The organism is Chryseobacterium defluvii, from assembly GCF_014204415.1.
GTDB classification, from domain to species: Bacteria; Bacteroidota; Bacteroidia; order Flavobacteriales; family Weeksellaceae; genus Chryseobacterium; species Chryseobacterium defluvii_A.
The window spans coordinates 180,497-206,714 of sequence record NZ_JACHLE010000004.1 but is presented as its reverse complement, the minus strand read 5'-3'; the positions used below and the strand labels follow the sequence as shown (position 1 = coordinate 206,714).

The window sequence follows — 26,218 nt, the reverse complement described above, 5'->3', positions numbered from 1 at the left end:
GATGACTGCAAGTGCTGGTACAATAGCTTTTGACGAGATTACTGGAAGTTTCCGTTATTACAACGGGACTGGTTGGAGTGTAGCTGATGCAGGTGGAGTGACGGGAGGTAATCCCACAAATACGGATACTAACACCAAAGGTGTCATAATAGGAGCCAGTGCTTCTTCTGTACAGGGTGCCGTCATATTAGAGGCTTCTAATAAGGCGCTTGTATTGCCCAAAGTTTCAAATGCTTTGGTTATAGCTTCGCCTCCAAAAGGTCTTATAGTATATGATATGGCTCTAAAAGCCGTCCAGGTTTATAATGGTACGTCTTGGGTAGCTTATTAATATTTGGTATTTTAAATCTAAATTTGAAAGTTTTGTTTTAGATAATTCTTTCAAACGTTTAAAAAGATCAGGGTGTACTTTTTCTATACTATTTTGGACTTCATTATAATCATTATCATTAAGCTGTTCTTCTTTTTCTAATTGTAGTACTAATTCTGTTTCGTGTTTTTCTTTTTCCAGCAAATCGGTTTTCTGTCTGTTTAATTTTTGTTTCAATCTAAAAAAAAGCTAAAAATGTAATTCTCAAACAGGCGAGTAAAGCAGTACACAAGTAAAGAAAATTTTGTCTGGTATACATTTCATTTTTTTCTTCAAGCTGTTTTTATGTGCATATTTTCGTATATTCTTGACAAATTATTCAGAAAAACAAGCTTATGAATAGTGAAGATATCCTTATTATTCTTTGCTAACTGATAAGCTTTATTGTAATATTCTAATGCCAAATGACGGCCATGCAGGAAACTATATTACCACAACGGAAATACCTTCTTCTATGGATATAATGGGTACAACAAATGATAGTACTGAATATCTTGCTATAGGAAACAAGCAGGGGACAAATGGAATATTTGTAATGTATGGTGACGGTGGAAGTATATCAACATCTATTACTACAGTTTTGGGTAGAGGAGTTCCCACAAGCAATATGGCGAAACTTTATATGAATCTTCTGGCGCATACTGTTCATTTGTATAGGATGAACCAGAAAAGCTTAGGTCTTGCCTGTTAATATCATTTATTAATGAGAATTTTGGGCAATTTGTATTCTTTTTTATGTAATGCTATACGATTGTCTCATTCTTAACAGTTTTGATGGATGCTTTATATAAACAATCTTAAAATACAAATAAAAAATAAGTTTATAATGTTTTAGGGATTAAAGGGATTTTTCGAACCTGGTCGGGTATTCATGTGAATGTAGGTTCCAATAAATTATTATTACACCCAAATCTGGTAATCCCGCTTTTTTAAGGCGGGATTTTTCTTTAAATAAGATCCATTCTGATATCTAACTCTCTTGATTTTTATAAAAACAGATGATGTTTTTTATACCACGCTGTTTACTTTTTGATGACCTTATAAGATTCACTACTTTTATCTGTCAGAATTGAAATAATATAAATCCCGGAAGTAAGCACTGATGCTTCTAGCTGATAATCTGAAACATCATTTACCTCTTTTTTGATCACCAGCTTTCCCGATAAATCAAACAAATTGATTTGCTTTATTTTTTGGTTTGCCGTAATAATGAACAGCTTATCGGAAAAAGGATTTGGATATAATTTTATGGAATTATTGTTCTGTATTTCTTCTACTGAAAGTGTAGAAGTTTTTGCTTCCTGGGTACGGTTTCCTAAAGCATCATAGGTATACTGAATTCCTACACCATTGGGGTAGCTGGCCTGAGTCAAACGATTAAGGTTGTCGTAAGTGTAGTTTACTGTTATTTGAGCTTTTGCTAAAGCAACAACAAATAGAATAAGTAGTGTTATAATTTTATGTGTCTTTTTCATTTTGTAATAATTTTAGTTTTAAAATTGAATCTCTTTTTGATCTGTATTCATACAAGCCCCATAAAAATAGGATTTTGTGTTGTTAGACCAAGCTAGGTGACACTATTTGTGTTTTGTAGTACGTTAACTACATTTATCTCAATTAGTACAATAGTTGTTACCAGCTTGGATATAAAGTTTAATATTTGTGAAATGTAATGAATTTGAATACTATTTAAGCCCAAATCTACTTCTTAGATATTGCCTATTGTTAAGCAAATAATTTTGAATTCCTAGAACTTGTGATGTATAAATAACTCCGATTTCCATTTTTTTTCCAATCCACTGACTGGATTTATCTATTGTATCAATAATAATATTTTTAACAGGACCGTATTTAAGTAATGGATTTATAGCCATTATAAAAGGAATATTCTTAGACAAATAGTTAACTCCTTCAGTATATAATTTTTCTCTTAATTTTTCTTCAATATATCTTGAGAGAATATTAATCATTGCCTTTTGTCTTACTTTATCATTCCTATTAAATGCACTTAATATATCATTTCCATTCTCTTTCAAAAATAATGTAATATCCACTATTCGGCTTAAATTGTCAAACTTTTTAGAACCTAAAATATTTCTTAAAGCAACATCAGGTCTCCTTGTTGCTTTACCAATCGGATCAATACCCATAATCGGATTATTATCCGCATAAGGATATAAGTTCAAATGCCAAACAGGATCTTCGCTTACAAAACGTCCTGTGGTGGGATCGTAATATCTGGCACGCATAAACATTAAATCATTATTCTCGTATTGTACGCCATGCTGTCCTACATATCGGTATGGATTAAAATCTGCTTCTGTATTCGCAATGATTTTTCCGAAAGGATCGTAGCTGTAACTATGAGTTACGGTTTGGGCTTCATTTGTAATAGCGGTGGTACTTCCCCTGAAATCATAATGATAATAGCTGTATGCATTATTGGCTTTTACCCTGTACAATAAACCAGTGGGTCCGTATACATAATAGTTCTGTACCATATTGCTGCTGTTGTTTTCCATCAATACCTGGCTCATTCCCAATATATTCAATACATATCTGGTTGTGATCCCTGCTGATGCTTTTTCCCTTCTGTTTCCGGAACCATCGTATTTAAATTGTGCATTTATATTTCCATTTACACTGAGGAGGTTATCATTTAAATCATAAGTGAAATTATTATTTCCTTTATTGGTAATTGCCCCTGCTGTATTGTGCGTAAAGCCAGTACCTCCTTGTGTGCTGATACGGTTATGAGGATAGTTGCCGTAGCTTTCCGTTCCGGGAATAATATTCTGTAATCCTGCTATAATAGAAGGCTCGCTAATGGTTTCCGCTAAATGGTTTCCTGCATTATCTAAAGTAAATGTGTATTCACTGATCACAGCATTGTTGTTTTTCTTATTACTGATGCCGGAGGGTCTTCCTGCAATATCATAAGAATAAATTGTTTTGGTTCCGTTTGGCAATGTGATTTGAGAAATCCTGTCATCCGTAAGATAAGTATATGTGGTTGTTTTTGCGTTCCAATCCGTAACAGATGTACAGCGGTTATTGGCATCATATACATAAGAAACAATCTTATTTCCAGGATAGGTAATGGTTTTTACGTTGTTGTTATTATCATAACCGTATGAAACAGTTTGGCCATAATAGTCGGAATAGCTTGTCAGCCGGTCATTGTTATCATAATTCAGCGTTAATGTGCCATTGGTATTTGTGATCGTTTTGATATTTCCTCTTGAGTCATAGGTATACTGTGTCTGCCCGTCATTCAGAAGCCTTCCTGTATTCATATCGTATGTATAGGTAAACATACCGTTTCCTCTTGTAAACGTTGCTAATGAACCATCATCATTGTAAATATAAGTTTTGGTGTGATTTCCAAACGATTCAGAACCAGGCAGATCATTATCAAAATTATAGGTATTGGTTTGAGTTTCGTTTTTGGGATTCTTAATAGTCATATGATTGTTGTTAGCATCATATGTATGCTGTACAATCTCGCCGTTTGCATCTGTAACCTTCGTTACATTGTCATTGAGGTCATATTCGTAGGACGTTGTTTTATTATTGGCATCCGTTACACTCAGTAGCCTCGAAGCACCATCATAATTGGAGGAAGTAGTTATTCCCAATGGCATGGAAGCCTGATTGGGCAGGCCATTAATGTTGTAATCATACGAAGTCTGTATTCCAGATGGGTTGGAAACCAATGAAATCTGTCCGAAACTGTTTCGGGTAATGTTGATAGAACCGCCTGTTCCGGGACGTATAATTTTTGACAGGTTTCCGTTTCCGTCGAAATTGTAGTTTGTTGTATTCCCGTTTCCGTCTTTATGAGTTAAAGCATCATTAAAAGAATTGTAGGTATATGTATTGCTGATTCCGTTCTTTGTTGCACTTAAAAGATTTCCTTGGGGGTCATAGCTCATCGTAGTTGTAATTCCGTCCGCTGTAATGCTTGTCGGAAGATGGGCATTGTTTCCTGGAGCATAACTATTAACAGCTACAGTAGCAGATGGTGCTGTTATGCTTACCGGATTTCCCAAAGTGTTGTACTGATAGGATGTCTGCCTGTTTTCTGGGTCGGTAACCGTTGAATTACTATTATATCCTGAAGAATTATAAGAAGATGTCCAGTTTACCTGGGTTGTACTGGAAGCTATTCCTGTTTGTGTAAAGGTTTGGCTGGATTTCAGCTTTCTCTGTAGATATGTATTTTTAATTTTATTTCCTTTTGGTAATACTATTTCAGTTAAAAGATTGGAGGTTAAATACCCTTCCACGTCATAATTGTAATTTGTAACCTGGCCTTTTGGATCTGTATAAACCTTAAGGTTTTTGGCAGATGAATCTACACTGAAATAAATGGTTCTGTTGATAGAATTATCGGTTACACTTTTCAAGTATGGAGAAATTGTGCTCATATAATTGAATGTGAGGCTTCTTCCCAAGCTGCCGTTATTGGCTTCTTCCTGTACACTGGTTAACCTGTATTTTGCAACAGATGGTGTGCCGGAAGTTGGAGACCAGATTAGTTTTATCCCATTATTGTTTCGATCTTTAATGGATTTACAAAAGAAATGATTGTTATTATTGAAATTTTCAAAAATATATTTTATCTGATTTTTAGTGGTAATTGTTATCCTTTCGCCTCCAGAGATGGTAGTTCTGGTCATTACATCATAGATCCCTGTCCCTTCTGGCTGAGAAGTGGCATAATTGAAAGCTGCGATACTTCCGTCAGGATAATAAAACATTATTTTCGCAGGTTCAGTATAAGAACCAATAGTATAGCTGTCTGTCTTTATAGCATAAATATTGTAAGTATGGGTCCAGCCGGTTCCTAGTGGAGAAAAATTTTGTTTGGGCAAACTTATTCCGTCTTCAAAATACCCTTTGGGTAATTCGGTTAAAAATGAATTATAGGTATGTGTAAAATCAAGGGAGAGAGAGCTTCTTCCTCCGATCGAGAATGAAGTTTTTTGATAATGACTGAAATTACCCTGTCCCAGATCCGGAATATTTCCAAAAGTTGATATACGGTTATTTCCAGGTACAAAATAATTGCTGATATTTTCCAGTTGAGCCATAGTTGGTTTTACGATGCCGGAAAATGTGAGGATTCTCCAGAGAATAATGAAAGCATCCTGCCTTGTTAAATTGGCATCAGGATGAAAGCAGGTTCCTGCAGTGCATTGCGGTGTGTATTCCTGATTTCCCAAAACAATTCCCAGTTCGTGAGCTTTTTTAATATACCCGTACATCTCATCTGAAGTAGAAACATCAGAAAATGGATTATTGGTATTGGCTGACGGGGCAATATTAAATGCTTCTAAAAACATTTTAATGGCATATCTCCTTGGAATAGATTCATCGGGCCGGAAAAGAATAAAATCCCTGTCGAAAGGTGTTTTGTCATCGTTGTATTGTAGGTAAGCAAGTACTTTTGCAGCATTATACCAATATTCGTTTCCTGTGTGTGAGGCCTGCATATCCAAAAACGGAACAGGAAAATGGCTTGCCGGGCTGTTCGGCGTATTACCTTTGTATAGCCCCAGATAAGTGATCTTGGCAATATCTTGCCTTAAAATGGCATTGTTGTAATTGCTGGTCCAGTTTTGTTGGGGAATGATAATCCCGTTTTGACATAAATATTGGGTTGCTTGGTATTCCGGGCTGGATGTTGAAGGAGGATTGCCTGTACCCTGCACACAGGTCGCCGGACTTGAGATTACCGTTACTGTTTTAGAACAAATCACATTGCCATTTGCTTCCTCAATATTCAGATACCATGTTCCCGGGGCAGAAGCAAGAGGGTTGGAGCTTGCGGTAAAAGTGTGTGAAGCCCCTGCGTTTAATCCATTTAGAGTATTTCCCAGCTGAAACCCGGATGTGGTATTTCTCCACATCATCCTTAGCTGTCCGGTATAATTACCTGAACCAATATTTGAAATTACAAAAGAGAAATGTGCGTCTTGCCCTTGCACCGGCTGGGCAGGAGTAACAGTAGATGTACCACAAGTTAAATCAGGTTGGGCAGCAGAGGTTCCGGTAACACTTAATTGATTTGTATAATAAGTATTACTGTCGGAATTTGAATATAGAGTTACTCTATAATAATTTGTGCCGGTATGAGATACGGTAAAAGTAATATCTTTATATGTGTTACCTGTACTTATGCTTGTTGATTGTACCTGAGAACCACAAATATTGTTAAGGATAACTTTTAATGTTCCCGCAGATGAAAATGATGATCCATCGCACTTCCTTACTCTAAACGTAACGGAACTGCCGTTAATGGTTTGTACATTGGCTTTAATTATGTTACCATAGTTAGGAGTGTTGCTGCAACTCTCCATAGTGGTTGGGCATGTAGCCGCACTTGCTGTAGCTGGGGTTCCAGAATAGGTAATTTGTCCTGTTGCTTTTCCTGCTATAAAAATGAGTAACAGTAAAAAAAATCGATTGAGCAGTAATCTTGTTTTCATAGTTTATATGGTTTTCAACAAAAATAAAATAAAAATCCACTGATTTTCAGCGGATTATATTGATGTGTGTGAATGGTTTGGTCTTTATCTTGTTCAGACGGTTCTATTGAGTGAATAAGGTACTTTATTTAGTTTGTTTTCCGGTTAAAAGAACGTTTTTTACTAACTCCATGTATAAATCACTTATGGGAAGCTCAATATTTTTCAGATTTTCAGGATTCAGAGTGTTCAACCTTATTTTCTTTTTAGCAGTATTGAGCATCTGTATATATTTCGCGTTGACGATGTAGCTTTTATGGATGCGGATAAAAGGAGCCGGTAAAATACTTTCTATTTCCTTAAGTGTTTTGGTCACAAACATTGGAGAATGATTTTCCCTGAAGATTCTACAGCAATTATTATCAGACTGAATATATTGTATATCCTCCAATTGGAGGAAAAAATGCCCTTGTGTATTTTTTATCGTGATATGATTTTGTATTTCTAAAAACCTTTTTTCAAATTTATGCAAGGCAATGATCAGCTCATCAGGATCCACAGGCTTATCAAGAAAATATAATACATCACTGTTTACGGCTTTTTTAGCATATTTGTCAAAATCAGTGGTTATAATGATAAAAGGCATTTCAGAAGTAAACTGTCGGATTTCTTTGATGAGTTCGAAACCGTTTTCTTCCCCAAGCTGAACGTCAAGGAAAATAATATGAGGTCTGGCTGTCAGTGCCAGGGAAATTCCTTTTGCCAAAGTATGTGCCATCCCTGTCTCTATAAAATTTTTATGAGGCCTGAGAGCCATTTGCAGGTTTTTAATACTGCCCGGATTATCTTCTATGATAATGTAATTGTAGTTCATGGCTAGCTGTATTTATAATTAAGGGGAATTTTTACCTCTACTCGGGTACCTTCTTCTTTATCTATAATATCAAAAGAAGCATTCTCTTTGTTTTTATGGTTGAGCGTAGCGAAGAGTTTTTGGTAAGTTGATGTTCCTATTCCGCTATAAGAAGGAGAAATGCTTTTTCTTCCTTTTCCCGAATCATCTACCCAAATGTTAATATAATTTTCTTTTTCAAAAAGGGAAATGATTATCCTTCCTCCGCTTTCTTTTTCTTTAATGCCATGTTTTATAGAGTTTTCCACTAGGTTTTTCAGCATTAATCTTGGGATCTGCAACTGGATATTTTCAATTTTATTTTCGATAGAGTATTCCAGTGGCACAAATAGCATGTTTTGCTCCAGGCTTAGAAGATCTTTTATCTGCCGGATCTGATTTTCTATGCTATCCGTTAAAGAAGTATTATTTAAGCTGGCTTTTGTGATATTGAAAAGCTTAATCATTTTGGAGTAGGAATCAGGGGCTTTTTCCTGGATTTCCGGAGAAATGTTTGCGAGCAGATTCTTTATTTCATGTGGGTCCAACTGTCTGTTAAGACTTTGAAGCTCCATTGCGTTGAGGTTTTGTTGTAAACCGAGCAGGGTGTTTTGGGTTTGAAGTTCTTTTTGTTTTTGGCGGTTTTTAATGAACCAGAATCCCCCACTCGAAAGAAGCAGCAAAAATCCGGCCCCGGAAATAGCAATATTCCTAGTGGTTTTTTCTCTTTCTAATTGTAATTGCTGAGATTTTATCTTAGATTCCTTCTCGGCTGTTTTGTATCTGGTTTCATATGATACAATTTTATCAGCAAAAACTGTATCTAGTTCTTTTTTGGATACTTCTATCTCATTATTTTTGTATTCTAGTGCTTTTCCCATATTTCCTTTGGCTTCCTCTAATAGCACTTTCTTTTTATATAAAAATCTTTTGCTTGATCTTTTTTCATCAAGTATTTTTTCTGCCATGTTAAAATAGCTTTCAGCTTTTGAAAAAGCTTTTAGGTGTGTATATACCTCTCCCAACTCGATATAGAAGTGTGACAAATCTTGCTTATCCTTTTTGTATAATCCTTCCAATTCAGAAACCATTTCAATACATTTGTCATATTTTTTGTTTAGCCTGTAGTAGGTGAAAAAGGCATTTTTTGTTTTTAAAATTCCATCAGCATCTTTAATATCATTGAATATATTAAGAGCTTTATTCAGGTAGTTCTCTATATTATTGTGAAGATTCAGCTTTCTTAGTGTTTGGGCAATATGCACATAAGAATACGCTTCAGTTTTTTTCTCATTAATTTCTATCGCAATTTTATTCTCTAAAAAATAGTATTCTAGTGCCTTTTTGTTCTGGTTAAGCTCAGTATATGTCTTTCCAATATAACCATACTGGATGGCTTCGGTTTTTTTATTTTTTAAATTCTTTGCCAGTTTTAGAGTACTGAAAAGTAAATCTATTGATTGCGCGTATTTCTTTTGAAAGGAGTAATTTATACACAAATTTGATTTAAGATTTAATAAAAGATTTTTATTTTTTACAGAATCAACAATTGGATTATAAAGGTTTTTTTCTACCAGGTCAATACTTTGTTTGATGTAGATTTCGGATTTCAACAAATCATTTCTTTTACCATAATATATACCTTTATGCTGTAGAGATCTTGCAGCTCCTATAAAATCCTGAAACTCTATTGCTGCCTCGTAAGATTTATCTATATAGTAAAGAGCTTTTTCAGGTTCACCGGTATCTTCGTAAATGGCTGCTTTACCTCTCAATATATAAGTGGCATAATTCCCTAATTTATCTGAAAGATAATTTTCTGCTATTTCATAGGTTTCTATTTTTTTCTTAATATCTGATTCCTGTATTTTAGGTAGGACCTTAAATAGAAGAGAATCTAAAATTTTTTTTTTGTTCAGATCCTTTTCATCCAATTTTTTCATTTGTGTAAACGATAAAATAGGAACTAAGCATAAGCAGTTTAGTAAAATTTTTCTCATCATCAATAATTGTTTTAGTTATTAGTTTGATTTTTCATCCCGAATAGTAAATCTATTGAGTGAACAGGTATTTATCACCAAATCTGGATATAATGAATCTTAAATTTAATAAAAAAATAAGTGTAAAGAATGAAAAATATGAATTATCCGTAGTAATTCTATAGAAAAATACAATATGAAAATTTTATGTATAAATATGTATCCCAATAATAATTCCGTATTTTGTACACAATATAATTCTATTGCTTTGTAAAGGAAAAATGAAGAACGGCAAAGTTAATTACGGGATCATTTAGAAAAATGGTAAAGGAAGTGCAATAAATTAAGATCTATTCGATAGATATAAACCCACTTTCATTTGAAAGTGGGTTTTTTATGCATAAAAAAAGCATCTGGATAGATGCCTGTTTTTAAATATTGTTGTTTTTAAACTTCGTCGTCTGAATCTATAGTGAAAGATCTGCTTTTAAAATCTTTATCATGCTTTTCAGAAATTACATCCTCACCCTTTTCGTTAATGATGAAATCTGTAGACTCATTGAACATTTCCTGGAAACTTTTGAAATCCTCCTTATAAAGGTAGATCTTGTGTTTCTCGAATGTAGCTTCTCCATTCTCCCCGAAGTTCTTTTTACTTTCGGTAATCGTAAGATAATAATCTCCCGCTTTCGTCTCGCGCACATCAAAGAAATAAGTTCTTCTTCCTGCTTTTAACACCTTCGTGAAAATTTCATTTTCGTGGCGTTCCTTGTATTCACTCATTGTTAGATATTTTTTAATCTTGTTAAGAACAAATATAAAAGTTTTCTTTTAATCACAAAATTTTTTTTATGATTTATTTAACAATTCAAAAAGAAACAGCTAAGCGGTTACAGAATTGGTAATTTCGGTAAGATTAATGATTTTATCTGCTTTTTGAGCACTGGATTCTCTGTGGGTGATAATGACAGATGTTGCATTCTGAATTTTCGCCTCAATATTTTCCAGGATGTTTTGTTCTGTTTCCGTATCCAGTGCAGATAATGAATCATCAAAAATAATGATGTTTGGCACTTTGATCAGGGCACGGGCGATACAGATCCTTTGCTTCTGCCCGCCTGAAAGCATCACGCCGCGTTCTCCAACCATGGTTTTGTATTGGTCTCTAAACTCTGCGATGTTTTTGTGAACATCTGCAATTTTAGCATATTCAACTATTCTTTCGTGAGAAGGGTGATCAACGGCAAAGCCGATATTATTCTCGATGGAATCCGAAAACAAATAGCTTTCCTGAGGAATATAGCCAATGAAATTTCTATAGTTTTCCAGATTATGGTCTTTGAGGTTTTTACCGTCAACTAAAATTTCACCTTCGGTAGGATCAATTAAACGGCAAAGGAGCAGTGCAATAGTTGATTTTCCGCTTCCTGTTTTACCCATTATAGCTAAAGATTCTCCAGCCTTAATGGTAAAGCTTAGGTTCTCCAGTGCTTTAATTCCCGTATTGGGATATACATAGGAAACATTTCTGAACTCAATATCTCCTTTAATGGGATATACCTCAAAATTTGTATTGACAATTTCAGATTTTTTATCCAAAAATTCATTGATTCTCTGCATGGAAGCTTCAGCCCTCTGGTTTACAGAAGTTACCCAGCCTACCATAGAGAATGGCCAGATCAGGATGTTGATGTACATGAAAAAATCAGCGATTTTACCAACACTTAGCTCTCCGGCAATATATTTCTGGCCACCGATTAAAATAATGGCTACATTCAGCAGCCCGATCACAAACAGGATGATCGTAAAAAAATAGGCTTCGGTTTTAGCGAGATCCAAGGCTTTATTCTGATAATCGGAAACCTTTACCCCATAATTTTTTTCAATATATTTTTCTTTGGCAAAGAATTTTACCACACGGATCCCGGAGAAGCTGTCCTGTACAAAAGTGGAGATCGCAGACTGGCTTTTCTGCATGACCTTCGATTTTTTATTTATGATCGAGCTTACCTTAAAGATGATATAAGATAAAACGGGCAGAGGAAGGAGGGTCCACAAAGTCATCGACATATCCGTTTTTACCATATAAATGCTGGTGATCAGCAATAAGATCAGCAAATTAACCACATACATTACCCCAGGCCCAAGATACATTCTTACAGCGACCACGTCTTCACTCAGCCGGTTCATTAAATCTCCTATGGTGGTTTGCTTATAATCCGTTAAGGACAAATCCTGATAGTGTCTGTAAATCTTATTTTTCAGTTCATATTCGATCCTTCTTGAAGCTACGATAATGGTCTGCCTCATCATGAATGTGAAAAAACCTGTCAATAATGAGCAGCCTACAATAATGGCAACATAAATCAGTACCTGCCTGTTAAAACCCAAATGACCACTTTTGGTAAGCTCATCTACCGACTTCCCTACAAACTGAACCTTGTAAATATTAAAAAAATTACTGGCAATAATAAATAGCAACCCCCAAAACAATAATATTTTGTGTTTCAGGAAGTAAGGATTCAGGGTTTTTAAAGCTTTCATAAACTTTACAAAATTACAAAAATACCCCCAGACTAAGAATCTCATCAATTTTAAATTTGTATCTTTGCACCCATAAAAAAGCTCTTTGAATGTTAGGAAGAAGACAAATCCGTGAGAAAGTAGTTGAAAGTGTGTATTCATACTACCAAAATCCTTTAAAGTTTGATGTTTTAGAGAAAAACATGTTCTCTGGAATAGAAAAAATCTATCATCTTTATATTTATCAGCTTAATTTTCTGGTGGCTTTGAAAAATCTGGCGGAAAATCAGATAGAAATAGGTAAGAAAAAGTTTATCAAAACTGAAGCTGATATCAATCCTAATCAAAAATTCATCAATAACCAGATCCTGATCAAACTGGAAGAAAACCCTGAAAGGCTTTTCTTTACGGGGCAGCACAAAGAACTGAAATGGGATCTGCATGACGATCTGCTGGTGAAAACCTTTCAAAGGATTACTGCCGGAAAACGCTATCAGGATTTCATGAAAGAAGGTGAATGTTCTTTTGAAGATGACCAAAAATTCATAGGGAAGTTGTTTCTACGTTATATGGCTGAAAATGATGATTTCCATGATCATATTGAAGATAAGGAACTATCATGGTCAGATGATATTCATATTTCCAATTCCATGGTTCAGAAGACAATCGGTTTTATGAGAGAAGATGAAGAAAGCAGGACATTGATCAAAATGATCAAGGACGAAGACGATAAAACTTTTGCCGGTAAGCTTCTAAAAGATACTCTGAATAACTGGGAAAATAATGAAAAGAAATTAGGAGAAAGACTAGAAAATTGGGACCTTGAAAGAGTTTCTTTAATGGATAAAGTGATTTTATCAACAGCCATGGCAGAGCTGGATAATTTTCCTTTTACCCCATCAAGAGTGATCATCAATGAATATATAGAGATTGCCAAAGTATTTGCTACGGACAGGTCCAATATCTTCATTAACGGAATTTTAGACAAGTATTGTAAAGATAAAAATAGAATTTAACAAAATATAGCATGAAAAAGACGTTATCAATTATCGCTTTATCTATTATAGGATTCGGTTTGGTCTCTTGCAAAAAAGATGAAAACAAACCTCAGGAAGAAACTTTATTATCAGGACATCCTAAAGACGGAATAGTAAAGGATACAGCAGCTCAGGCTCCGGTATTGCCTGCAACAGGTCAGGAAAATACTACGCCGCAACCTGATCAGCCGCTAACTACAATTGCTTTATCCGAAAGTAACTTTGATTTTGGAAAGATCAAAAAAGGAGAAAAAGTACAGCACGTTTACGAAATTACCAATACAGGTACCAACCCGCTTGTCATTTCTGAGGTGAAACCTGGGTGCGGATGTACCGCTCCGGAATTTACGAAAGAACCTATTTTACCCGGTAAAAAAGGAAAGATCACTTTAAGCTTTGATTCCACCAATTTTGATAACAATGTTCAAAAATATGCGGATGTATATGCTAATGTGGAAAAAGCTCCGATCAAATTAACATTTACAGCGAATATTCAACCATAATTTAAGAACAAATATGCTGACAATCTTTTTACAGGCACAGCCACAGGGTGGCGGATCAACAATGCTTATCATGATGGGGATTATGGTCGTAGGTTTATATTTCATCATGATCAGGCCGCAAATGAGAAAGCAAAAACAGGAGAAAAGCTTCCAGGATACGCTGAAAGTGGGAAGCAGAGTGGTGCTTACATCCGGTCTTCACGGAAGAATTGCCCAGATTCAGGAAGACGGTTTTGTGATTGAAACCTTATCCGGAAAATTGAAATTTGAAAAAGCTGCTGTTTCCAGAGAATATACGGAGGCACGTTTCGGAGAAAAGGCAGTAAAGAATGACAAGTCTTCTGAAAAAACCGAAACCGAAACCGAAAAGAAATAATCTGGTTTTTGAAAATATTTGCTCCGGCGCCGAACGAAGTTCGGCGCCGGAGCTTTTGTATGGATCATCTGCAAGCTTTTATTTCTCATCATAAAAGGTCCCAAAACTTCTGAGCTTGTTTTATAAATAAGAAATTTTTGTGGTAAAAAGAAAAGTTTGAACATTATAAAAGGTCAAAAAACTTTTGTGCCTTTTGTGGTTTGTTTTTTTGATAATAGAATATCTTTGCCGGATGAATCATGATAAAAATGTTCTCATATTAGGCGCCAATTCCGATGTGGCCAAGCAATGCATCTTACAGTATATTGAAAAAGGCTTTTATGTTATGGCAGCTTCCAGAAATACGGTATCATTGGAGAGCTTTGTAAAAGAACATCATTTGGAGACATCAAAAGTGAAGATTTTGTATTTTGATGCTGAAGATTTTAACTCCCATCAACAGTTTTATGATGAGCTTCCGGTGAAGCCTCATATTGCTGTATATGCTGCCGGTTTTTTGGTTGATAATTCAACTGCTTTGCAGGATTTTAAAGGGGCAAAACAAATGATGCTGGTGAATTATATGGGTGGGGTTTCCATCCTGAACATTGTTGCGATGGATGAAAGCAATAGGAATCTGGAAAGGATTATCGGGCTTTCTTCACTTTCGGGAGTAAGGGGGAGGAAAAGCAATTTTATCTATGGAAGCACAAAAGCTGCCTTTACCCAGTATCTGGCTGGCTTAAGACAGGAATTGTCTGACAGGAAGATCATTGTGAACGCTTTAGTAATTGGGTATATCCGGACTAAGATCAATGAAGGATTGCAGCTTAATGAGTCTCTGATCATGGAACCGGATTATGTAGCCCAATTTATAGTAAATGCCGGGAAATCATTTACCATTGTCCCTAATTTTAAATGGAAGATTATTTACTGTATCCTGAAAATTTTACCTGAAAGCTTAGTAGCTAAATTACCATGAAAAAAACTGTATGGATGAAGAGTATATTAACAGGGCTGATCGGAATACTAGCGGTTTTTAGCTGTAGCACCCGTGAAGTTTATGATCTTAAAATTACCAATGCCAATGTCTTGAATGTAAGGTCAGGAACAGTAGAAAAAAACCGGACAGTATTAATTCAGAATGGCATTATAAAAGAGATCTCCGGAAAAAAAGATTATAGAAGTAAAGAAACGATTAATGCTTCGGGAAAATTGGTAACACCCGGTTTTATTGATACCCATATTCATCCGACGGATATATTTGGAGATTATGAAAAAGCACCGGAGTATTTACAGGAGGATAAACTGCCCATGATGAGGAAAGCGTTATCAGATCAGTATGTACCATACGGTACGACTACGGTGATGACCATGGGACAGCCTGAAAAATGGATTAAGCCCCTTTTAAAATGGCAGAATCAGCCGGATCACGGATCTGTTGAGTTTTATCTTTGCGGCGGTGCTTTGATCTCAAAAGACAACCGTACCCCTTATATCGCCCATACAGAAGTTACTTCCCCGGAAATGGCCGGGAAAAAAATCGTTGAGTATCATAATTTGGGAATCAAAAACATCAAATTATACTATAGATTAAAAGAACCTGAGTTTTCGGCAGTGACTAAAGCGGCAGACAGCCTGAATATGAAAATGTTCGGTCATATCGGAGATTTTAATCCTGAATACCTGAATATCAACCAGACCCTGAAACTTGGGCTTACGAACTATGAACATCTGGCAACCATTCCTAACAGTATTATTACCAGCGATGAAGATTGGGCACTCTTGGATAAACAGTTCAAAGACCATTTTGGAGACTTAAATTCAGAGGCAAAAGTTATAGAATTTTTCCTGGAACAGTTCCGGTTCATCAGTGAACATAAAACCGCAGAAATGCAGGCCTTTATCAAGGAAATGAAAGATAAGAATGTCACTTTTTCCACTACTCTTCATAGGATTTATGAACAAATTGAACCTACTTTTTTTACAGACCGTAAGGATACGGCTTTAACTCAAAAGCAGCTGGACAGGAGCAAAGAAAACTTTGCCATCATGATGAAATATGTAAAAGAGATCAATGATAAAGGCATACTCCTGAGATTAGGTTCTGATATGCCCAATGGAGGGAAAGTCAATTTGTCGGAACTGATCATTCTTGCAAAGCATGGCTTCAGGATTTCGGATATCTTCAAAATTGCTTCTTATAACGGAGCAAAAACCATCGGCATTGAAAAAGAAACAGGCTCTGTTGAAAAAGGTAAAAAGGCAGATATGATCATTTGGCATCAGGATCCTTTTGAAAATTATTCAAATTTTACTTCTAAAATTACAGTTATTAAAGGCGGGAGAAAATACGTTGAATAGCAATGGATAATGACTAACTATCCGGATTGGAATTAATGAAGTACCAGTACTAACAGAGCCTTTGGTCATGTTTAAATTCTATTTATACCTTTGATTTTTCAGGACTGTTATTTTTACGGATGGACTAATACCATAAAGGTTTTCGGCGCGGCGGCAAAGCCGCCGCGCCGAAAACCTCAACAAGTAAATTTTTCATAAAAGTAATTTTAAAGGTAAAATGGTATATGTATATAGTTTGTCATGCTGAAAGCATCTCAACACGGTACGGATCCCCTCTGAATGACAAACTATGCTTTAGATTAATTATCTCATTTAATTTTAATCCTGATAAAATTGAACTCCGTTCATTCCTACAGGATAAATTTTTCCATTCTTAATAAAAAAATACACATGGAAGCTTTTGTAATTATCATCCAAAGATCTTGCATATTGTATAGTAGAGAATTTCTCATAAATCGGCGGAATAAACTGGGTATCAAAATCAGTCCTTCCATCATTGATTTCAAATAATCCTATATTCTTTTTGTCTTTAACCAAAAGGATATTTCTTATTTTGGAAAGAATGATGTCATTGTAGGCAACCTCAGTAACCCAGACAAATTTTTTCAGGTCGAAAATTCCCCATTTATCTTTTTTTCTGAAAAAAGCTACCTCGTTCCTATGGGAACCGCCTTCAGCAATCAATTGTATTTCATCATATTTCGGAAGAATTTTTTTTTCTTCATACGGATCGGCAATCTGTAAGCCGAATTTATTTTTTTCGTGCAATATTTTTATTTGTCCCGGCCCTCCGGAATAGGAACTTAACCTATATACTTTAGAGAAGTCAGAATTGTTTTGGGTAAAGCTTTTCTTCTCAGGCTCTCCGGAATCCCTAAAGACGGTGCTGTATGTTTTGGCGGCAGATCTTTTGTCTTCAAAAAAATCGTCATATTTGTTTTTGAATTCCGCTATCTTAAAATCCTCCGTACACAGATAATAGGTGTCGCCTTTTTTAGCGAAATATCTATAGTCTGAATATTCTTTTTTCTTCTCATAAAAATCTTTATAGTGCAGACTGCCTATTTCGTCATATTCAGCATTAAAGATCCATTTTTTAAGAGATACATTATAAAATCCCCATTTGTTATTTTTTTTGATCGAATAGTTTCCCTCATAGAAATTTTCAAATTCCTGGATCTGATTAATCTGAATATCATGATTGTAACCCTGCAGTTCCCAGAAACTCCCGTTTTCTCTTTGTATAAAGAAATTTGAAATTTTACCGATAAGGATCTCATTACAGGCAACGATCTCTTTATAATCACAAGGAAAGATTATTTTTCCGCCTATATCGGCATATCCCGTTTTTTTATTTTTAAAAAGGTAAAAATCATTATCTCTGCTGTGCAAAGGTTTTCTTTCAATAGAATCATATTCTGTGGCTAATTTCTCATTGCCTGAAGAATCAATGACACCGGTCTTATTATTTTTATAGACGAACCATCTCAAATTATCATTACTTATCGAAACAGAATCATATTTTGGGGTTACTTTGATTTTCCCTGTTTTATCTGCAAAACCCCAGAGATTTTTCGACCTGAACGGAATTCTGAATTCCTGAGAATATATCAAAAGGGAGATTAAATAGAAAATGAGGATAAAAAGTTTTTTCATGGGATATCATTAAAAAAGCGGAGAAAAATCCCCGCTTCTAATTTATGCTTTTAAATTCAATTGCAATTCCAGTTCATCCAGTTGTTCATTAGCGATGGAAGAAGGGGCATCGATCATCACATCACGTCCAGAATTATTTTTAGGAAAAGCAATATAATCCCGTATCACTTCATTTCCGTCAAGGATCGCTACCAGACGGTCAAATCCGAAGGCCAAACCACCATGTGGAGGAGCTCCGTATTTGAAAGCATTCATCAGGAATCCGAACTGTGCTTCCGCCTCTTCTTTAGAGAATCCCAACAGATCAAACATTTTAGACTGAAGGTCCTTATCAAAAATCCTGATAGAGCCGCCGCCGATCTCGTTTCCGTTCAAAACCATATCATAAGCGTTGGCTCTTGCTTTTCCCGGATCTGTTTCCAATAAATGAATATCTTCCGGTTTTGGAGACGTAAAAGGATGGTGCATCGCGTGATAGCGCCCGCTTTCTTCATCAAATTCCAATAATGGGAAATCCACGACCCAAAGCGGGGCAAATTCGTTTCCTTTCCTTAGCCCCAGACGGTTTCCAAGCTCCATTCTTAAAGCCGAAAGCTGGGTTCTTACCTTATGCTCATTTCCGGAAAGGATCAGCATCAGATCTCCTTCCTTAGCTCCGAATTTTTCAATGATTTTTGCCAGGTCTTCTTCGCTGTAGAATTTGTTGACGGAAGAAGTCTTCACTCCGTCATTCTGGAATTTCACCCAAACCATTCCTGATGCTCCTATTTGCGGGCGTTTTACCCAATCCACAAGCTCATCAATTTGTTTTCTGGTATATTCTGCACATCCTTCAACATTGATTCCTACTACTAATTCCGCATCATCAAATATTTTGAAATCTTTTCCTTTTACCAATTCATTCAGCTCTACGAATTCCATTCCGAAACGGATATCCGGTTTGTCATTTCCGTATGTTTTCATAGCCTCAGCAAATGTCATTCTCGGGAAGCTTCCGAATTCCTGGCCTGTAATATCTTTTAAAAGAATTTTGGTCATTCCTTCAAATACATTCATCACATCCTCCTGCTCTACGAAGGCCATTTCACAGTCGATCTGGGTAAATTCCGGCTGTCTGTCTGCTCTCAGGTCTTCATCACGGAAACATTTTACGATCTGGAAATATTTATCCATTCCGCCTACCATCAAAAGCTGTTTGAAGGTTTGCGGAGACTGTGGTAATGCATAGAATTGTCCCGGGTTCATTCTGCTCGGAACCACAAAATCCCTTGCCCCTTCCGGAGTAGATTTGATCAAAACAGGGGTTTCAACCTCAATAAAACCTTCCTCTGAAAGATAATTCCTTACTTTTTGTGCCATTTTGTGACGGAAAATGAGCTTATCTTTTACAGGATTTCTTCTGATATCCAGATAACGGTATTTCATCCTTAATTCTTCACCACCATCTGTTTCATCTTCAATGGTAAAAGGCGGAAGTTGGGCTTCATTCAGAACCGTTAATTTTTCAACTAAAATTTCAATGTCCCCGGTTGGAATATTAGGGTTTTTGCTGGCTCTTTCAATTACTTTCCCGGTAGCCTGAATAACAAATTCGCGCCCCAGTTTTTTAGCTTCTTCCATCAGTTGGGCAGAAGAACGCTCCTGGTCAAAAACCAGCTGGGTAATTCCGTAACGATCCCGAAGATCTATCCAAATCATAAATCCTTTATCACGGATAGTTTGTACCCATCCTGAAAGTGTAACTTCTTCATTAAGATTTTTTAGAGACAGCTCTCCATTCGTGTGTGATCGAAACATTGGTTTTAGATGTTAGATATTAGACTTTAGATGTCAGACTTTAATAAGCCTTATTTTTCGTCTGCAAAGATAGGTTTTTTATACAAAAATCCTTTCAGATTTTGAAAGCCTGAAAGGATTTGCCTATTTATATTTTCAGAATAAATCGGTTTTATTCTAAAAGTTGAATGACTTCCGGTTTTTCATATTTTTTTGCATAATCCAGAGCTGTATATCCTTTATCGGTTTTGGCATCTTTTTTTGCCCCGTTTTGTAAAAGCTTTTTCGCGAGATCCGCATTTCCATATTTGGCAGCAAACATCAAAGGAGTTTTCCCGTCACAGCTCTTTTCCAGATCTGCCTTCTCATCAATAAGCTTCTGGAATATCTGGGTACTGTTCATTTTGATAGATAAAGCCAGTAATGTATAGGAATTGTCTTCTATACGGTAGCATTGATTAATATTTTCTTTGTTGACCAAAGTGGCAAAATAAGCAGTATTATCGTATTTCAACATCTGTTTGTGTTCGTTGGTCAGTTCTTGGCCGTAAGTATAGGATACAAGAAAAATAGTGAAGATTGAAATGATTTTTTTTGCTAGTTTCATAATATTTTTTTAAAGTTTAAATTCCAGTATATCGCCCGGCTGGCAGTCTAAAGCTTTGCAGATCGCTTCTAAAGTGGATACCTTTATTGCCTTGGCCTTTCCGTTTTTTAAGATCGAAAGATTGGCCTGTGTGATCCCGATCTTTTCGGCCAGTTCCTGAGACTGCATTTTTCTCCGGGCAAGCATTACATCTATGTTAATAATAATAGGCATAGCTATATGGTTAGATCAGTTTGAGTCTGCAGTTCGTAACCTTTTTTAAAAAATTCCATAATGAACAGGATAATGATTCCTGTTGACAGATGAAGCAATATGAATATAGGATCGATTTGGTATAATGACTGATCAATAAAAAACAGAAGAATACAATAAAATGGGATAAACAGGATATTCAGCAATGCGAATTGTTTTAAATAAATGATCACTTTTTTATTAAAAATAATATCATTGCTCATTCCCTTAAAGATCTTAAATAAATAGAAGGTGAACATACTGTAAAATCCAAGGAAAAAAATAATTGAGATGAGGGTGTGTATAGTATAGTCTCCTTTTGTTACCGCATCTGAAAACGGCATTTTGAATTGGAAGCTTAAAGCTTCGGGATTTGTCTTTTTGATTTCATCACCAAAATTCCCCACCCTGAATGTCTGCGGAAAATAATGACTTCCCGTATTCTGGTTGATAAAGCTGACGATAAATCCGAAAAGTAAATAGCCTAAATATAAGACCTGTCCGAAAAATCCGATTAACAGAAGTTTATTCAATATCGTAGACAGAGAGTTCTCACCAATAAGTTTCATATCTTTATTTTAATTTGTTGTAAATTTATAAAATTTTATTGTATTACGATAAAATTTTATTGTAAAATTACTTAACTAATTTAAAAATGATTTGTTTACAGCATCGTTAATAACAAAAAAGCTTCCTTTCGGAAGCCTTAAAATTATTTTCTGATCATTTGTTTTAAGATTTGCTATGGAGCCAGTCAAGGGCTTTTTCCAATACTTCATCTTTATTGTTTTTTATGCCGTTAACAGTTGGCTTTATCTCCACATCAGGGACAATCCCTATTCTTTGGGTTTCTTTCCCGTCCGGATAGTAAACACCTATTCCGCTGATCATGGTAGAAATATTGCCCGGTAACAGGATTTTTGAAACATTTCCGTCTGCTCCTGCCGTGGTGGAACCAAAAACTTTTGATTTAGGCGCCGTTCTGAATGCCATCGTATGATATTCTGCACTGCTTTGGGTAGTTTCATTGATCAGGATAGCAATTTTTCCTTTGTAAGCTGCATTTCCATCTCCCGGAACCTCAGGGCCGGTAGAAAAGGTAAAAAGGCCGGGAGTTTCATTTTTAGTTCGCGTGAATTTGACAAAATTGGTAGATTTTTCTTTTAACAGCTTTCCTAATTTGAATACTACGAAATCAGACGGATAGCTTCTGAAGTCGATAACAAGCCCGTCCGTATTTTTGATCTGATCGAACACTTCAGGAAGCTTTTCAGCATTTACGCTTCCCATATAGAAATATGCTGTATTTTTATCGAGCATTTTAAAGAAATCTTTCGGCTGCCTGGCTTCCCGGATCTCGGAAAGGGTATATGTCTTTAGTGTTTTGTTTTCTTCCTTTCCGTTTCTTGAAAATTTAATGTCAATGGTTTCGGAGTTGCTTATCAGCAGTTTATCAGCAACATCTCTCAATTGGGTAGGGTAGTTGGATGCAGGGATGTATTTCAACAGCTCCTTAATGATCTTCTCAACCGGTTTTCCATTGATCTCGGTAATGACATCTCCTTTCTCAAGACCAGCTTCCTCAGCCAGGTTTTTATTATAGAAATCATTGATAACGGCTTTGTTTTCTGCAAAAGTCAATTCAAATGGAGTGTATCTTTTTCCGAAATATTGGGCAAGAACTTTATTATTTCCCCAGACATTGGCGTGGGTATCATGGATCCGTGCGATGATCTCTAAGGCTGAAAGCGTGTATTCCGTTTCATTCTTTGCGTTGATGAATTTCGGGATAAATTCCGAAAGTACATTTTTCCAGTCTTCCTGGATCAGATTTTTGTAAGGGAAATAATATTGAATGATATTCCAGTACCTGTATAGGGAAAGCAGACGCACACCATCATCCGGATAGGCTGTTTTTCCATAAGGATTTTCATTCTTGAATTCCGGGTTTCCGGCGTTTCCAAAGCCCACATAATAGCTCACATTTGGCCTTTTGGCATCTTTTAGCCTTGCAAGTATATCCACCAGCTCTTTTGAAAAGCCGGAAGTAGTGATCCAGTCCAGATCAGGAGCTATTTTTACTTCTTCATTCCTGCGGTCAGATGGTTTAGTAGTCTGGAACTCTCCAAGCCCTTTGATCCATGCAGCCAGAACCTGATCTCTTTTTGCGGAGGACGCCATGTTAATTTTAGGAAAGATCCTGAAAAGTTCATAATCCCAGTTATAATTCCCTTCGGCTACACTTGGATGATAGTATTTTAAGTACCCCCAGATAAGCCCCAGGGCTTTTAAATTTTCCAGATTATTCTTATCCAGATTGATAGTACTGATTGCTGAACCGTTGTCAAACTCTTTATCCAGGTCGGCCTTGGATAATTTCTTTTCAAAAACAGTAGCATTTTCAATATCCTTTCCGTCTACAGTTACTTTCAGGTTGTCTACCCACATCTTTCCTTTTCCTACCAAAAGGGCTCCCAGGACGATCTGCGTAGTATTCTCAGGGGACATATCAAGCGTTATTTCATACTTTTTCCAAGGGTTGGTTCCTTTAATGCCCCTCTTATTCATATTATCAAAGGCAATTTTAGGGTCTATCCTCATCCACAATCCTGAAAACCCTTCATCCGATACATTTTCTGTTTTGATGTATCCGGAAAGTGTGATCTTTTTTCCTGCATAATTTTCAGGAAGTGTAAAAGCGATGGCTTTGAAGCTTTCTTTATCCGGAGATTCAATAACGGCAGAGGATTTTCCTTCCTGTTTTTCCTGAGTGTCAGCAAAAATTTTTGCATGGTTTTCTCCGAAGGTCTCCCAGTTTTTGGGAAAGTTATTCTCGAAATTCTCAAAATTCAGGTTCTCGATCTTTTTTTGAGCGTGAAAATGAAGGAAGAATGCCAACAGCATAAGAATGGTAAGGCCTTTTTTCATGGTTAAAAATTTTTTCAAAACTATAGAGATAAAATATAGGTATGGTAAAGGCGGATTTTAGTTTAGGAAAATTTATAATGAAAGCTAAAATTTTAACAAATTATTTAATTATGAATTCTTAAAGAGTCTTAATGTTATTTCAATGGCCAGAAGATTATTTCTTGGGATGATGCTTTAAAATACAAGTATTTTAATAGGTCTTAAAATAAAAAAAACTTCCAAAAAGGAAGTTTGATCTTTTATATTGTATGCTGTTTTATTTTTTTGCAGCTCCTTTTTTGGTAAGGAGTTTTGCAACGTCATTTCTTCCAAATTTTTCCGCAAGAGCAAGAGGAGTCTGGCTGCCGCAGTTCTTATTTATATCTGCCTTATTGCTGATCAGAAACTCAACAATGCTCTTTTTGCCAAACATAGAACTGTAAGCAAGAGGACTATAAGAGTCCGTTTTGACCTCAAAACATTTGTTGTAATCAGCTGCTGCAAATTGTTTTTTGAATTCGGCAATATTATCGGACTGTATCGCTTTTCTTTGTTCTTTTGTCATTTGCTGGGCAAACAGCATATTGGCGAAAATTGAAATTCCGAATATCAGAGTAGTAGAGATTATTTTTTTCATGAATTTTATTTTAAGACTATACAAAACTAATTTATTTTTTTGATACTTTCTACTAATCATTCAATAGTTCTTTATAATAAGCCGGTAAAATGATAATGGCGGGAGCAGGAATTCATCTTTACTTAATACCTTCCTAATAGGCTTTATTTCCTAAATTTCTATCTAACCCTTGATGAATAAAGGGCATTTAATTCTTAATCGGAATATGAATTGTATTCACCAGAATCTATCAGTTTAATTAAATGCTCTTCTCTTTTCTATCTTAGCTCTTTTTAATCTACGACTCTAAAGGAAGGAATCCACACCATGTAGAGATACTTCTATCATGACAAACTGCATGTTTAATGAAAATAATACTAAATTAAAGATAGAAATAAAATTTAAATCTCCTGTTAATTAAAAATTTAAAAATGAATGATGGAAAGTTTTTCAAAAACTTTCCATATGCCAATTATTAATCATTTTTGAATCTATATTTTTGACACAGATTTTAACAGCTATGACAAAATATATAGATTTTCTGAAAAAAGCATTTAGTAATGAGGAGGTAGATTATACTAAGATCAGCATCAGAAGCGCGGTACTGCTTCTGGCGATCCCTATGATGCTGGAAATGGCCATGGAGTCTGTTTTTGCTCTGGTAGACCTTTATTTCGTAGGGCATCTTAAAGAAAGCGGTTTTGCCATACAGACTGTTGGGTTGACGGAGTCTGTCCTTACGATCATCTATTCTATTGCGATAGGAATGAGTATGGCGGCTACTGCATTGGTAGCCAGAAGGATCGGTGAGAAAAACCAGGAGCAGGCTGCCAGAAGTGCGGCACAGGTTATTCTGGTCTCTTTTGCCGTAACCTCTGTTCTGAGTTTACTAGGGGCAATATATGCGGAAGAAATCTTAATATTGATGGGTTCGAAGCCTGGAGCGGCGGCATATGGCAAAAACTTCACCAGGATCATGATGGGGAGCAGTATCATCATTATGCTGCTGTTTTTAATTAACGGAATATTCAGAGGAGCTGGTAATGCAGCCATTGCGATGAAGAGTTTGTGGATTGCTAATATTGCCAATATCATTCTCTGCCCTTTACTGATCCGGGGATTTGGGCCGATTCCTGCTATGGGGCTTACAGGAGCAGCCATAGCTACTACGATAGGGAGAAGTACCGGGGTTTTATACCAGCTGTATCATCTTTTTGTTGCCGATTCATTGGTTCGTATCAGGCAGAGCTATTTTAAACCGGATACTAAGCTTATCCAATCCATCATCAGGATCGCTACTCCCGGAATTTTCCAGTTTGTGATCGCATCCTGCAGTTGGATATTCCTTGCCCAGCTTGTAGCTACCACGGGAGGTGAAAATGCTTCAGCGGGATATCAGACGGCTTTAAGGCTGGTCATGTTTTTTCTGCTTCCTGCCTGGGGATTAAGTAATGCGGCTTCCACCTTAGTGGGACAGAATATGGGTGCCAATGAAATGATGCGTGCCGAGCAGTCTGTGATGAAAACAGTGAAGTATAATGTTATTTTTATGCTTACCATGAGCCTGATCTTCTTTTTTCTGGGCGATCTTTTGGTCAGTTTTTTTACACAGGAAGAGATCATAAAAAGTTTTGCCAAAAATTCGCTTCATATCATAAGCATAGGTTTTGTTTTCTATGGGGTAGGGATGGTGATGATCAATGCATTCAACGGAGCAGGGGATACGTGGACGCCGACATGGGTTAATTTTTTTGGATTCTGGTTATTTCAGATCCCTTTTGCTTATCTGCTTTCAAAATATTTTGAGATGGGGCCGAAAGGGGTGTTTATATCCATTCCCGTCGCAGAAACCCTGATAACGGTTATAGCCTTTATTTTATTTAAAAGAGGAAGATGGAAAACGATCAAAGTTTAGATTTAAACCTTTAA

General features: G+C 36.0%; 22 protein-coding genes. 8 read left to right on the top strand and 14 right to left on the bottom strand.

The window, feature by feature from the left end; all coding sequences use genetic code 11:
• Position 1: 1 nt before the first annotated feature.
• Complete coding sequence (locus tag HNP38_RS14165) at positions 2–331, top strand: hypothetical protein (RefSeq protein ID WP_184190648.1); 330 nt, start codon at positions 2–4, stop codon at positions 329–331.
• On the opposite strand, the gene HNP38_RS14160 is transcribed toward HNP38_RS14165, so the two are convergent.
• Entirely contained in the window at positions 284–547 is a 264-nt protein-coding gene (locus HNP38_RS14160) for a hypothetical protein (RefSeq protein ID WP_184190644.1), read from the bottom strand. The two genes, HNP38_RS14165 and HNP38_RS14160, sit on opposite strands and share 48 nt — an antisense overlap.
• A 220-nt stretch (positions 548–767) precedes the next feature.
• On the opposite strand from HNP38_RS14160, the gene HNP38_RS14155 reads away from it, so the two are divergent.
• Positions 768–1,061, top strand: a complete 294-nt coding sequence (locus HNP38_RS14155) for a hypothetical protein (protein WP_184190643.1) — start codon at positions 768–770, stop codon at positions 1,059–1,061.
• Positions 1,062–1,392: 331 nt separating this feature from the next.
• Here HNP38_RS14155 and HNP38_RS14150 read toward each other — a convergent pair whose 3' ends face one another.
• The 6 genes from HNP38_RS14150 to HNP38_RS14125 all read right to left on the bottom strand — a co-directional run bounded on the left by HNP38_RS14150 (position 1,393) and on the right by HNP38_RS14125 (position 12,258).
• The gene (locus tag HNP38_RS14150; protein WP_184190641.1) at positions 1,393–1,845 is read right to left on the bottom strand and encodes a T9SS type A sorting domain-containing protein; all 453 of its coding nucleotides are present in this window, start codon (positions 1,843–1,845) and stop codon (positions 1,393–1,395) included.
• A gap of 210 nt (positions 1,846–2,055) precedes the next feature.
• Complete coding sequence (locus HNP38_RS14145) at positions 2,056–6,864, bottom strand: RHS repeat-associated core domain-containing protein (RefSeq protein WP_184190640.1); 4,809 nt, start codon at positions 6,862–6,864, stop codon at positions 2,056–2,058.
• A gap of 124 nt (positions 6,865–6,988) precedes the next feature.
• Positions 6,989–7,717, bottom strand: a complete 729-nt coding sequence (locus HNP38_RS14140; RefSeq protein WP_184190638.1) for a LytR/AlgR family response regulator transcription factor — start codon at positions 7,715–7,717, stop codon at positions 6,989–6,991.
• A 2-nt stretch (positions 7,718–7,719) separates the two neighbouring features.
• A complete protein-coding gene (locus HNP38_RS14135) occupies positions 7,720–9,678 on the bottom strand; it encodes a hypothetical protein (protein ID WP_184190635.1) in 1,959 nt (652 codons plus the stop codon).
• 483 nt (positions 9,679–10,161) lie between these two features.
• Positions 10,162–10,497, bottom strand: coding sequence for a DUF3276 family protein (locus HNP38_RS14130; RefSeq protein ID WP_027375472.1), 336 nt, complete (start codon positions 10,495–10,497; stop codon positions 10,162–10,164).
• 99 nt (positions 10,498–10,596) lie between these two features.
• Positions 10,597–12,258 carry an ABC transporter ATP-binding protein gene (locus tag HNP38_RS14125; protein WP_184190632.1) on the bottom strand — a complete coding sequence of 554 codons (1,662 nt, stop codon included), beginning with the start codon at positions 12,256–12,258 and terminating at the stop codon, positions 10,597–10,599.
• Between the two features lie 89 nt (positions 12,259–12,347).
• Between HNP38_RS14125 and HNP38_RS14120 the strand changes: the two genes are divergently transcribed.
• From HNP38_RS14120 to HNP38_RS14100, 5 genes are all read left to right on the top strand, one after another.
• Positions 12,348–13,253, top strand: coding sequence for a transcription antitermination protein NusB (locus tag HNP38_RS14120; protein WP_184190630.1), 906 nt, complete (start codon positions 12,348–12,350; stop codon positions 13,251–13,253).
• An 11-nt stretch (positions 13,254–13,264) separates the two neighbouring features.
• A complete protein-coding gene (locus HNP38_RS14115) occupies positions 13,265–13,777 on the top strand; it encodes a DUF1573 domain-containing protein (protein ID WP_184190628.1) in 513 nt (170 codons plus the stop codon).
• A 13-nt stretch (positions 13,778–13,790) separates the two neighbouring features.
• A complete protein-coding gene (gene yajC / locus HNP38_RS14110) occupies positions 13,791–14,153 on the top strand; it encodes a preprotein translocase subunit YajC (protein ID WP_184190626.1) in 363 nt (120 codons plus the stop codon).
• A gap of 232 nt (positions 14,154–14,385) precedes the next feature.
• Positions 14,386–15,114, top strand: a complete 729-nt coding sequence (locus HNP38_RS14105) for an SDR family NAD(P)-dependent oxidoreductase (RefSeq protein WP_184190623.1) — start codon at positions 14,386–14,388, stop codon at positions 15,112–15,114.
• Positions 15,115–15,128: 14 nt separating this feature from the next.
• A complete protein-coding gene (locus tag HNP38_RS14100; protein WP_184190621.1) occupies positions 15,129–16,496 on the top strand; it encodes an amidohydrolase family protein in 1,368 nt (455 codons plus the stop codon).
• Between the two features lie 318 nt (positions 16,497–16,814).
• Here HNP38_RS14100 and HNP38_RS14095 read toward each other — a convergent pair whose 3' ends face one another.
• The 7 genes from HNP38_RS14095 to HNP38_RS14065 form a co-directional block, all read right to left on the bottom strand.
• Positions 16,815–18,152: a WG repeat-containing protein gene (locus HNP38_RS14095; RefSeq protein ID WP_184190619.1), complete on the bottom strand. Its 1,338-nt coding sequence runs from the start codon at positions 18,150–18,152 to the stop codon at positions 16,815–16,817.
• A gap of 42 nt (positions 18,153–18,194) precedes the next feature.
• Positions 18,195–19,949, bottom strand: coding sequence for an aspartate--tRNA ligase (gene aspS / locus HNP38_RS14090; protein ID WP_184190617.1), 1,755 nt, complete (start codon positions 19,947–19,949; stop codon positions 18,195–18,197).
• 151 nt (positions 19,950–20,100) lie between these two features.
• Positions 20,101–20,535, bottom strand: coding sequence for an ankyrin repeat domain-containing protein (locus HNP38_RS14085; protein WP_184190615.1), 435 nt, complete (start codon positions 20,533–20,535; stop codon positions 20,101–20,103).
• 9 nt (positions 20,536–20,544) lie between these two features.
• Positions 20,545–20,748, bottom strand: a complete 204-nt coding sequence (locus HNP38_RS14080) for a helix-turn-helix domain-containing protein (protein ID WP_184190613.1) — start codon at positions 20,746–20,748, stop codon at positions 20,545–20,547.
• 2 nt (positions 20,749–20,750) lie between these two features.
• Positions 20,751–21,335, bottom strand: a complete 585-nt coding sequence (locus HNP38_RS14075; protein ID WP_184190611.1) for a DUF2975 domain-containing protein — start codon at positions 21,333–21,335, stop codon at positions 20,751–20,753.
• 163 nt (positions 21,336–21,498) lie between these two features.
• Entirely contained in the window at positions 21,499–23,694 is a 2,196-nt protein-coding gene (locus HNP38_RS14070) for a S41 family peptidase (RefSeq protein WP_184190609.1), read from the bottom strand.
• Positions 23,695–23,950: 256 nt separating this feature from the next.
• Positions 23,951–24,310, bottom strand: a complete 360-nt coding sequence (locus HNP38_RS14065) for an ankyrin repeat domain-containing protein (RefSeq protein ID WP_184190607.1) — start codon at positions 24,308–24,310, stop codon at positions 23,951–23,953.
• A gap of 499 nt (positions 24,311–24,809) precedes the next feature.
• On the opposite strand from HNP38_RS14065, the gene HNP38_RS14060 reads away from it, so the two are divergent.
• Positions 24,810–26,204 carry an MATE family efflux transporter gene (locus HNP38_RS14060; protein WP_184190605.1) on the top strand — a complete coding sequence of 465 codons (1,395 nt, stop codon included), beginning with the start codon at positions 24,810–24,812 and terminating at the stop codon, positions 26,202–26,204.
• Positions 26,205–26,218 lie beyond the last annotated feature (14 nt).

Coding starts and splice junctions, on each gene's coding strand:
- HNP38_RS14140 (WP_184190638.1), bottom strand. CDS start 7,717: ATGAACTACAATTACATTATCATAGAAGATAATCCGGGCAGTATTAAA.
- aspS (WP_184190617.1), bottom strand. CDS start 19,949: ATGTTTCGATCACACACGAATGGAGAGCTGTCTCTAAAAAATCTTAAT.
- HNP38_RS14155 (WP_184190643.1), top strand. CDS start 768: ATGCCAAATGACGGCCATGCAGGAAACTATATTACCACAACGGAAATA.
- HNP38_RS14115 (WP_184190628.1), top strand. CDS start 13,265: ATGAAAAAGACGTTATCAATTATCGCTTTATCTATTATAGGATTCGGT.
- HNP38_RS14120 (WP_184190630.1), top strand. CDS start 12,348: ATGTTAGGAAGAAGACAAATCCGTGAGAAAGTAGTTGAAAGTGTGTAT.
- HNP38_RS14060 (WP_184190605.1), top strand. CDS start 24,810: ATGACAAAATATATAGATTTTCTGAAAAAAGCATTTAGTAATGAGGAG.
- HNP38_RS14080 (WP_184190613.1), bottom strand. CDS start 20,748: ATGCCTATTATTATTAACATAGATGTAATGCTTGCCCGGAGAAAAATG.
- HNP38_RS14130 (WP_027375472.1), bottom strand. CDS start 10,497: ATGAGTGAATACAAGGAACGCCACGAAAATGAAATTTTCACGAAGGTG.
- HNP38_RS14070 (WP_184190609.1), bottom strand. CDS start 23,694: ATGAAAAAAGGCCTTACCATTCTTATGCTGTTGGCATTCTTCCTTCAT.
- HNP38_RS14085 (WP_184190615.1), bottom strand. CDS start 20,535: ATGAAACTAGCAAAAAAAATCATTTCAATCTTCACTATTTTTCTTGTA.
- HNP38_RS14065 (WP_184190607.1), bottom strand. CDS start 24,310: ATGAAAAAAATAATCTCTACTACTCTGATATTCGGAATTTCAATTTTC.
- HNP38_RS14105 (WP_184190623.1), top strand. CDS start 14,386: ATGAATCATGATAAAAATGTTCTCATATTAGGCGCCAATTCCGATGTG.
- HNP38_RS14135 (WP_184190635.1), bottom strand. CDS start 9,678: ATGAAAAAATTGGATGAAAAGGATCTGAACAAAAAAAAAATTTTAGAT.
- HNP38_RS14165 (WP_184190648.1), top strand. CDS start 2: ATGACTGCAAGTGCTGGTACAATAGCTTTTGACGAGATTACTGGAAGT.
- HNP38_RS14145 (WP_184190640.1), bottom strand. CDS start 6,864: ATGAAAACAAGATTACTGCTCAATCGATTTTTTTTACTGTTACTCATT.
- HNP38_RS14150 (WP_184190641.1), bottom strand. CDS start 1,845: ATGAAAAAGACACATAAAATTATAACACTACTTATTCTATTTGTTGTT.
- HNP38_RS14125 (WP_184190632.1), bottom strand. CDS start 12,258: ATGAAAGCTTTAAAAACCCTGAATCCTTACTTCCTGAAACACAAAATA.
- HNP38_RS14075 (WP_184190611.1), bottom strand. CDS start 21,335: ATGAAACTTATTGGTGAGAACTCTCTGTCTACGATATTGAATAAACTT.
- HNP38_RS14095 (WP_184190619.1), bottom strand. CDS start 18,152: ATGAAAAAACTTTTTATCCTCATTTTCTATTTAATCTCCCTTTTGATA.
- HNP38_RS14100 (WP_184190621.1), top strand. CDS start 15,129: ATGAAGAGTATATTAACAGGGCTGATCGGAATACTAGCGGTTTTTAGC.
- yajC (WP_184190626.1), top strand. CDS start 13,791: ATGCTGACAATCTTTTTACAGGCACAGCCACAGGGTGGCGGATCAACA.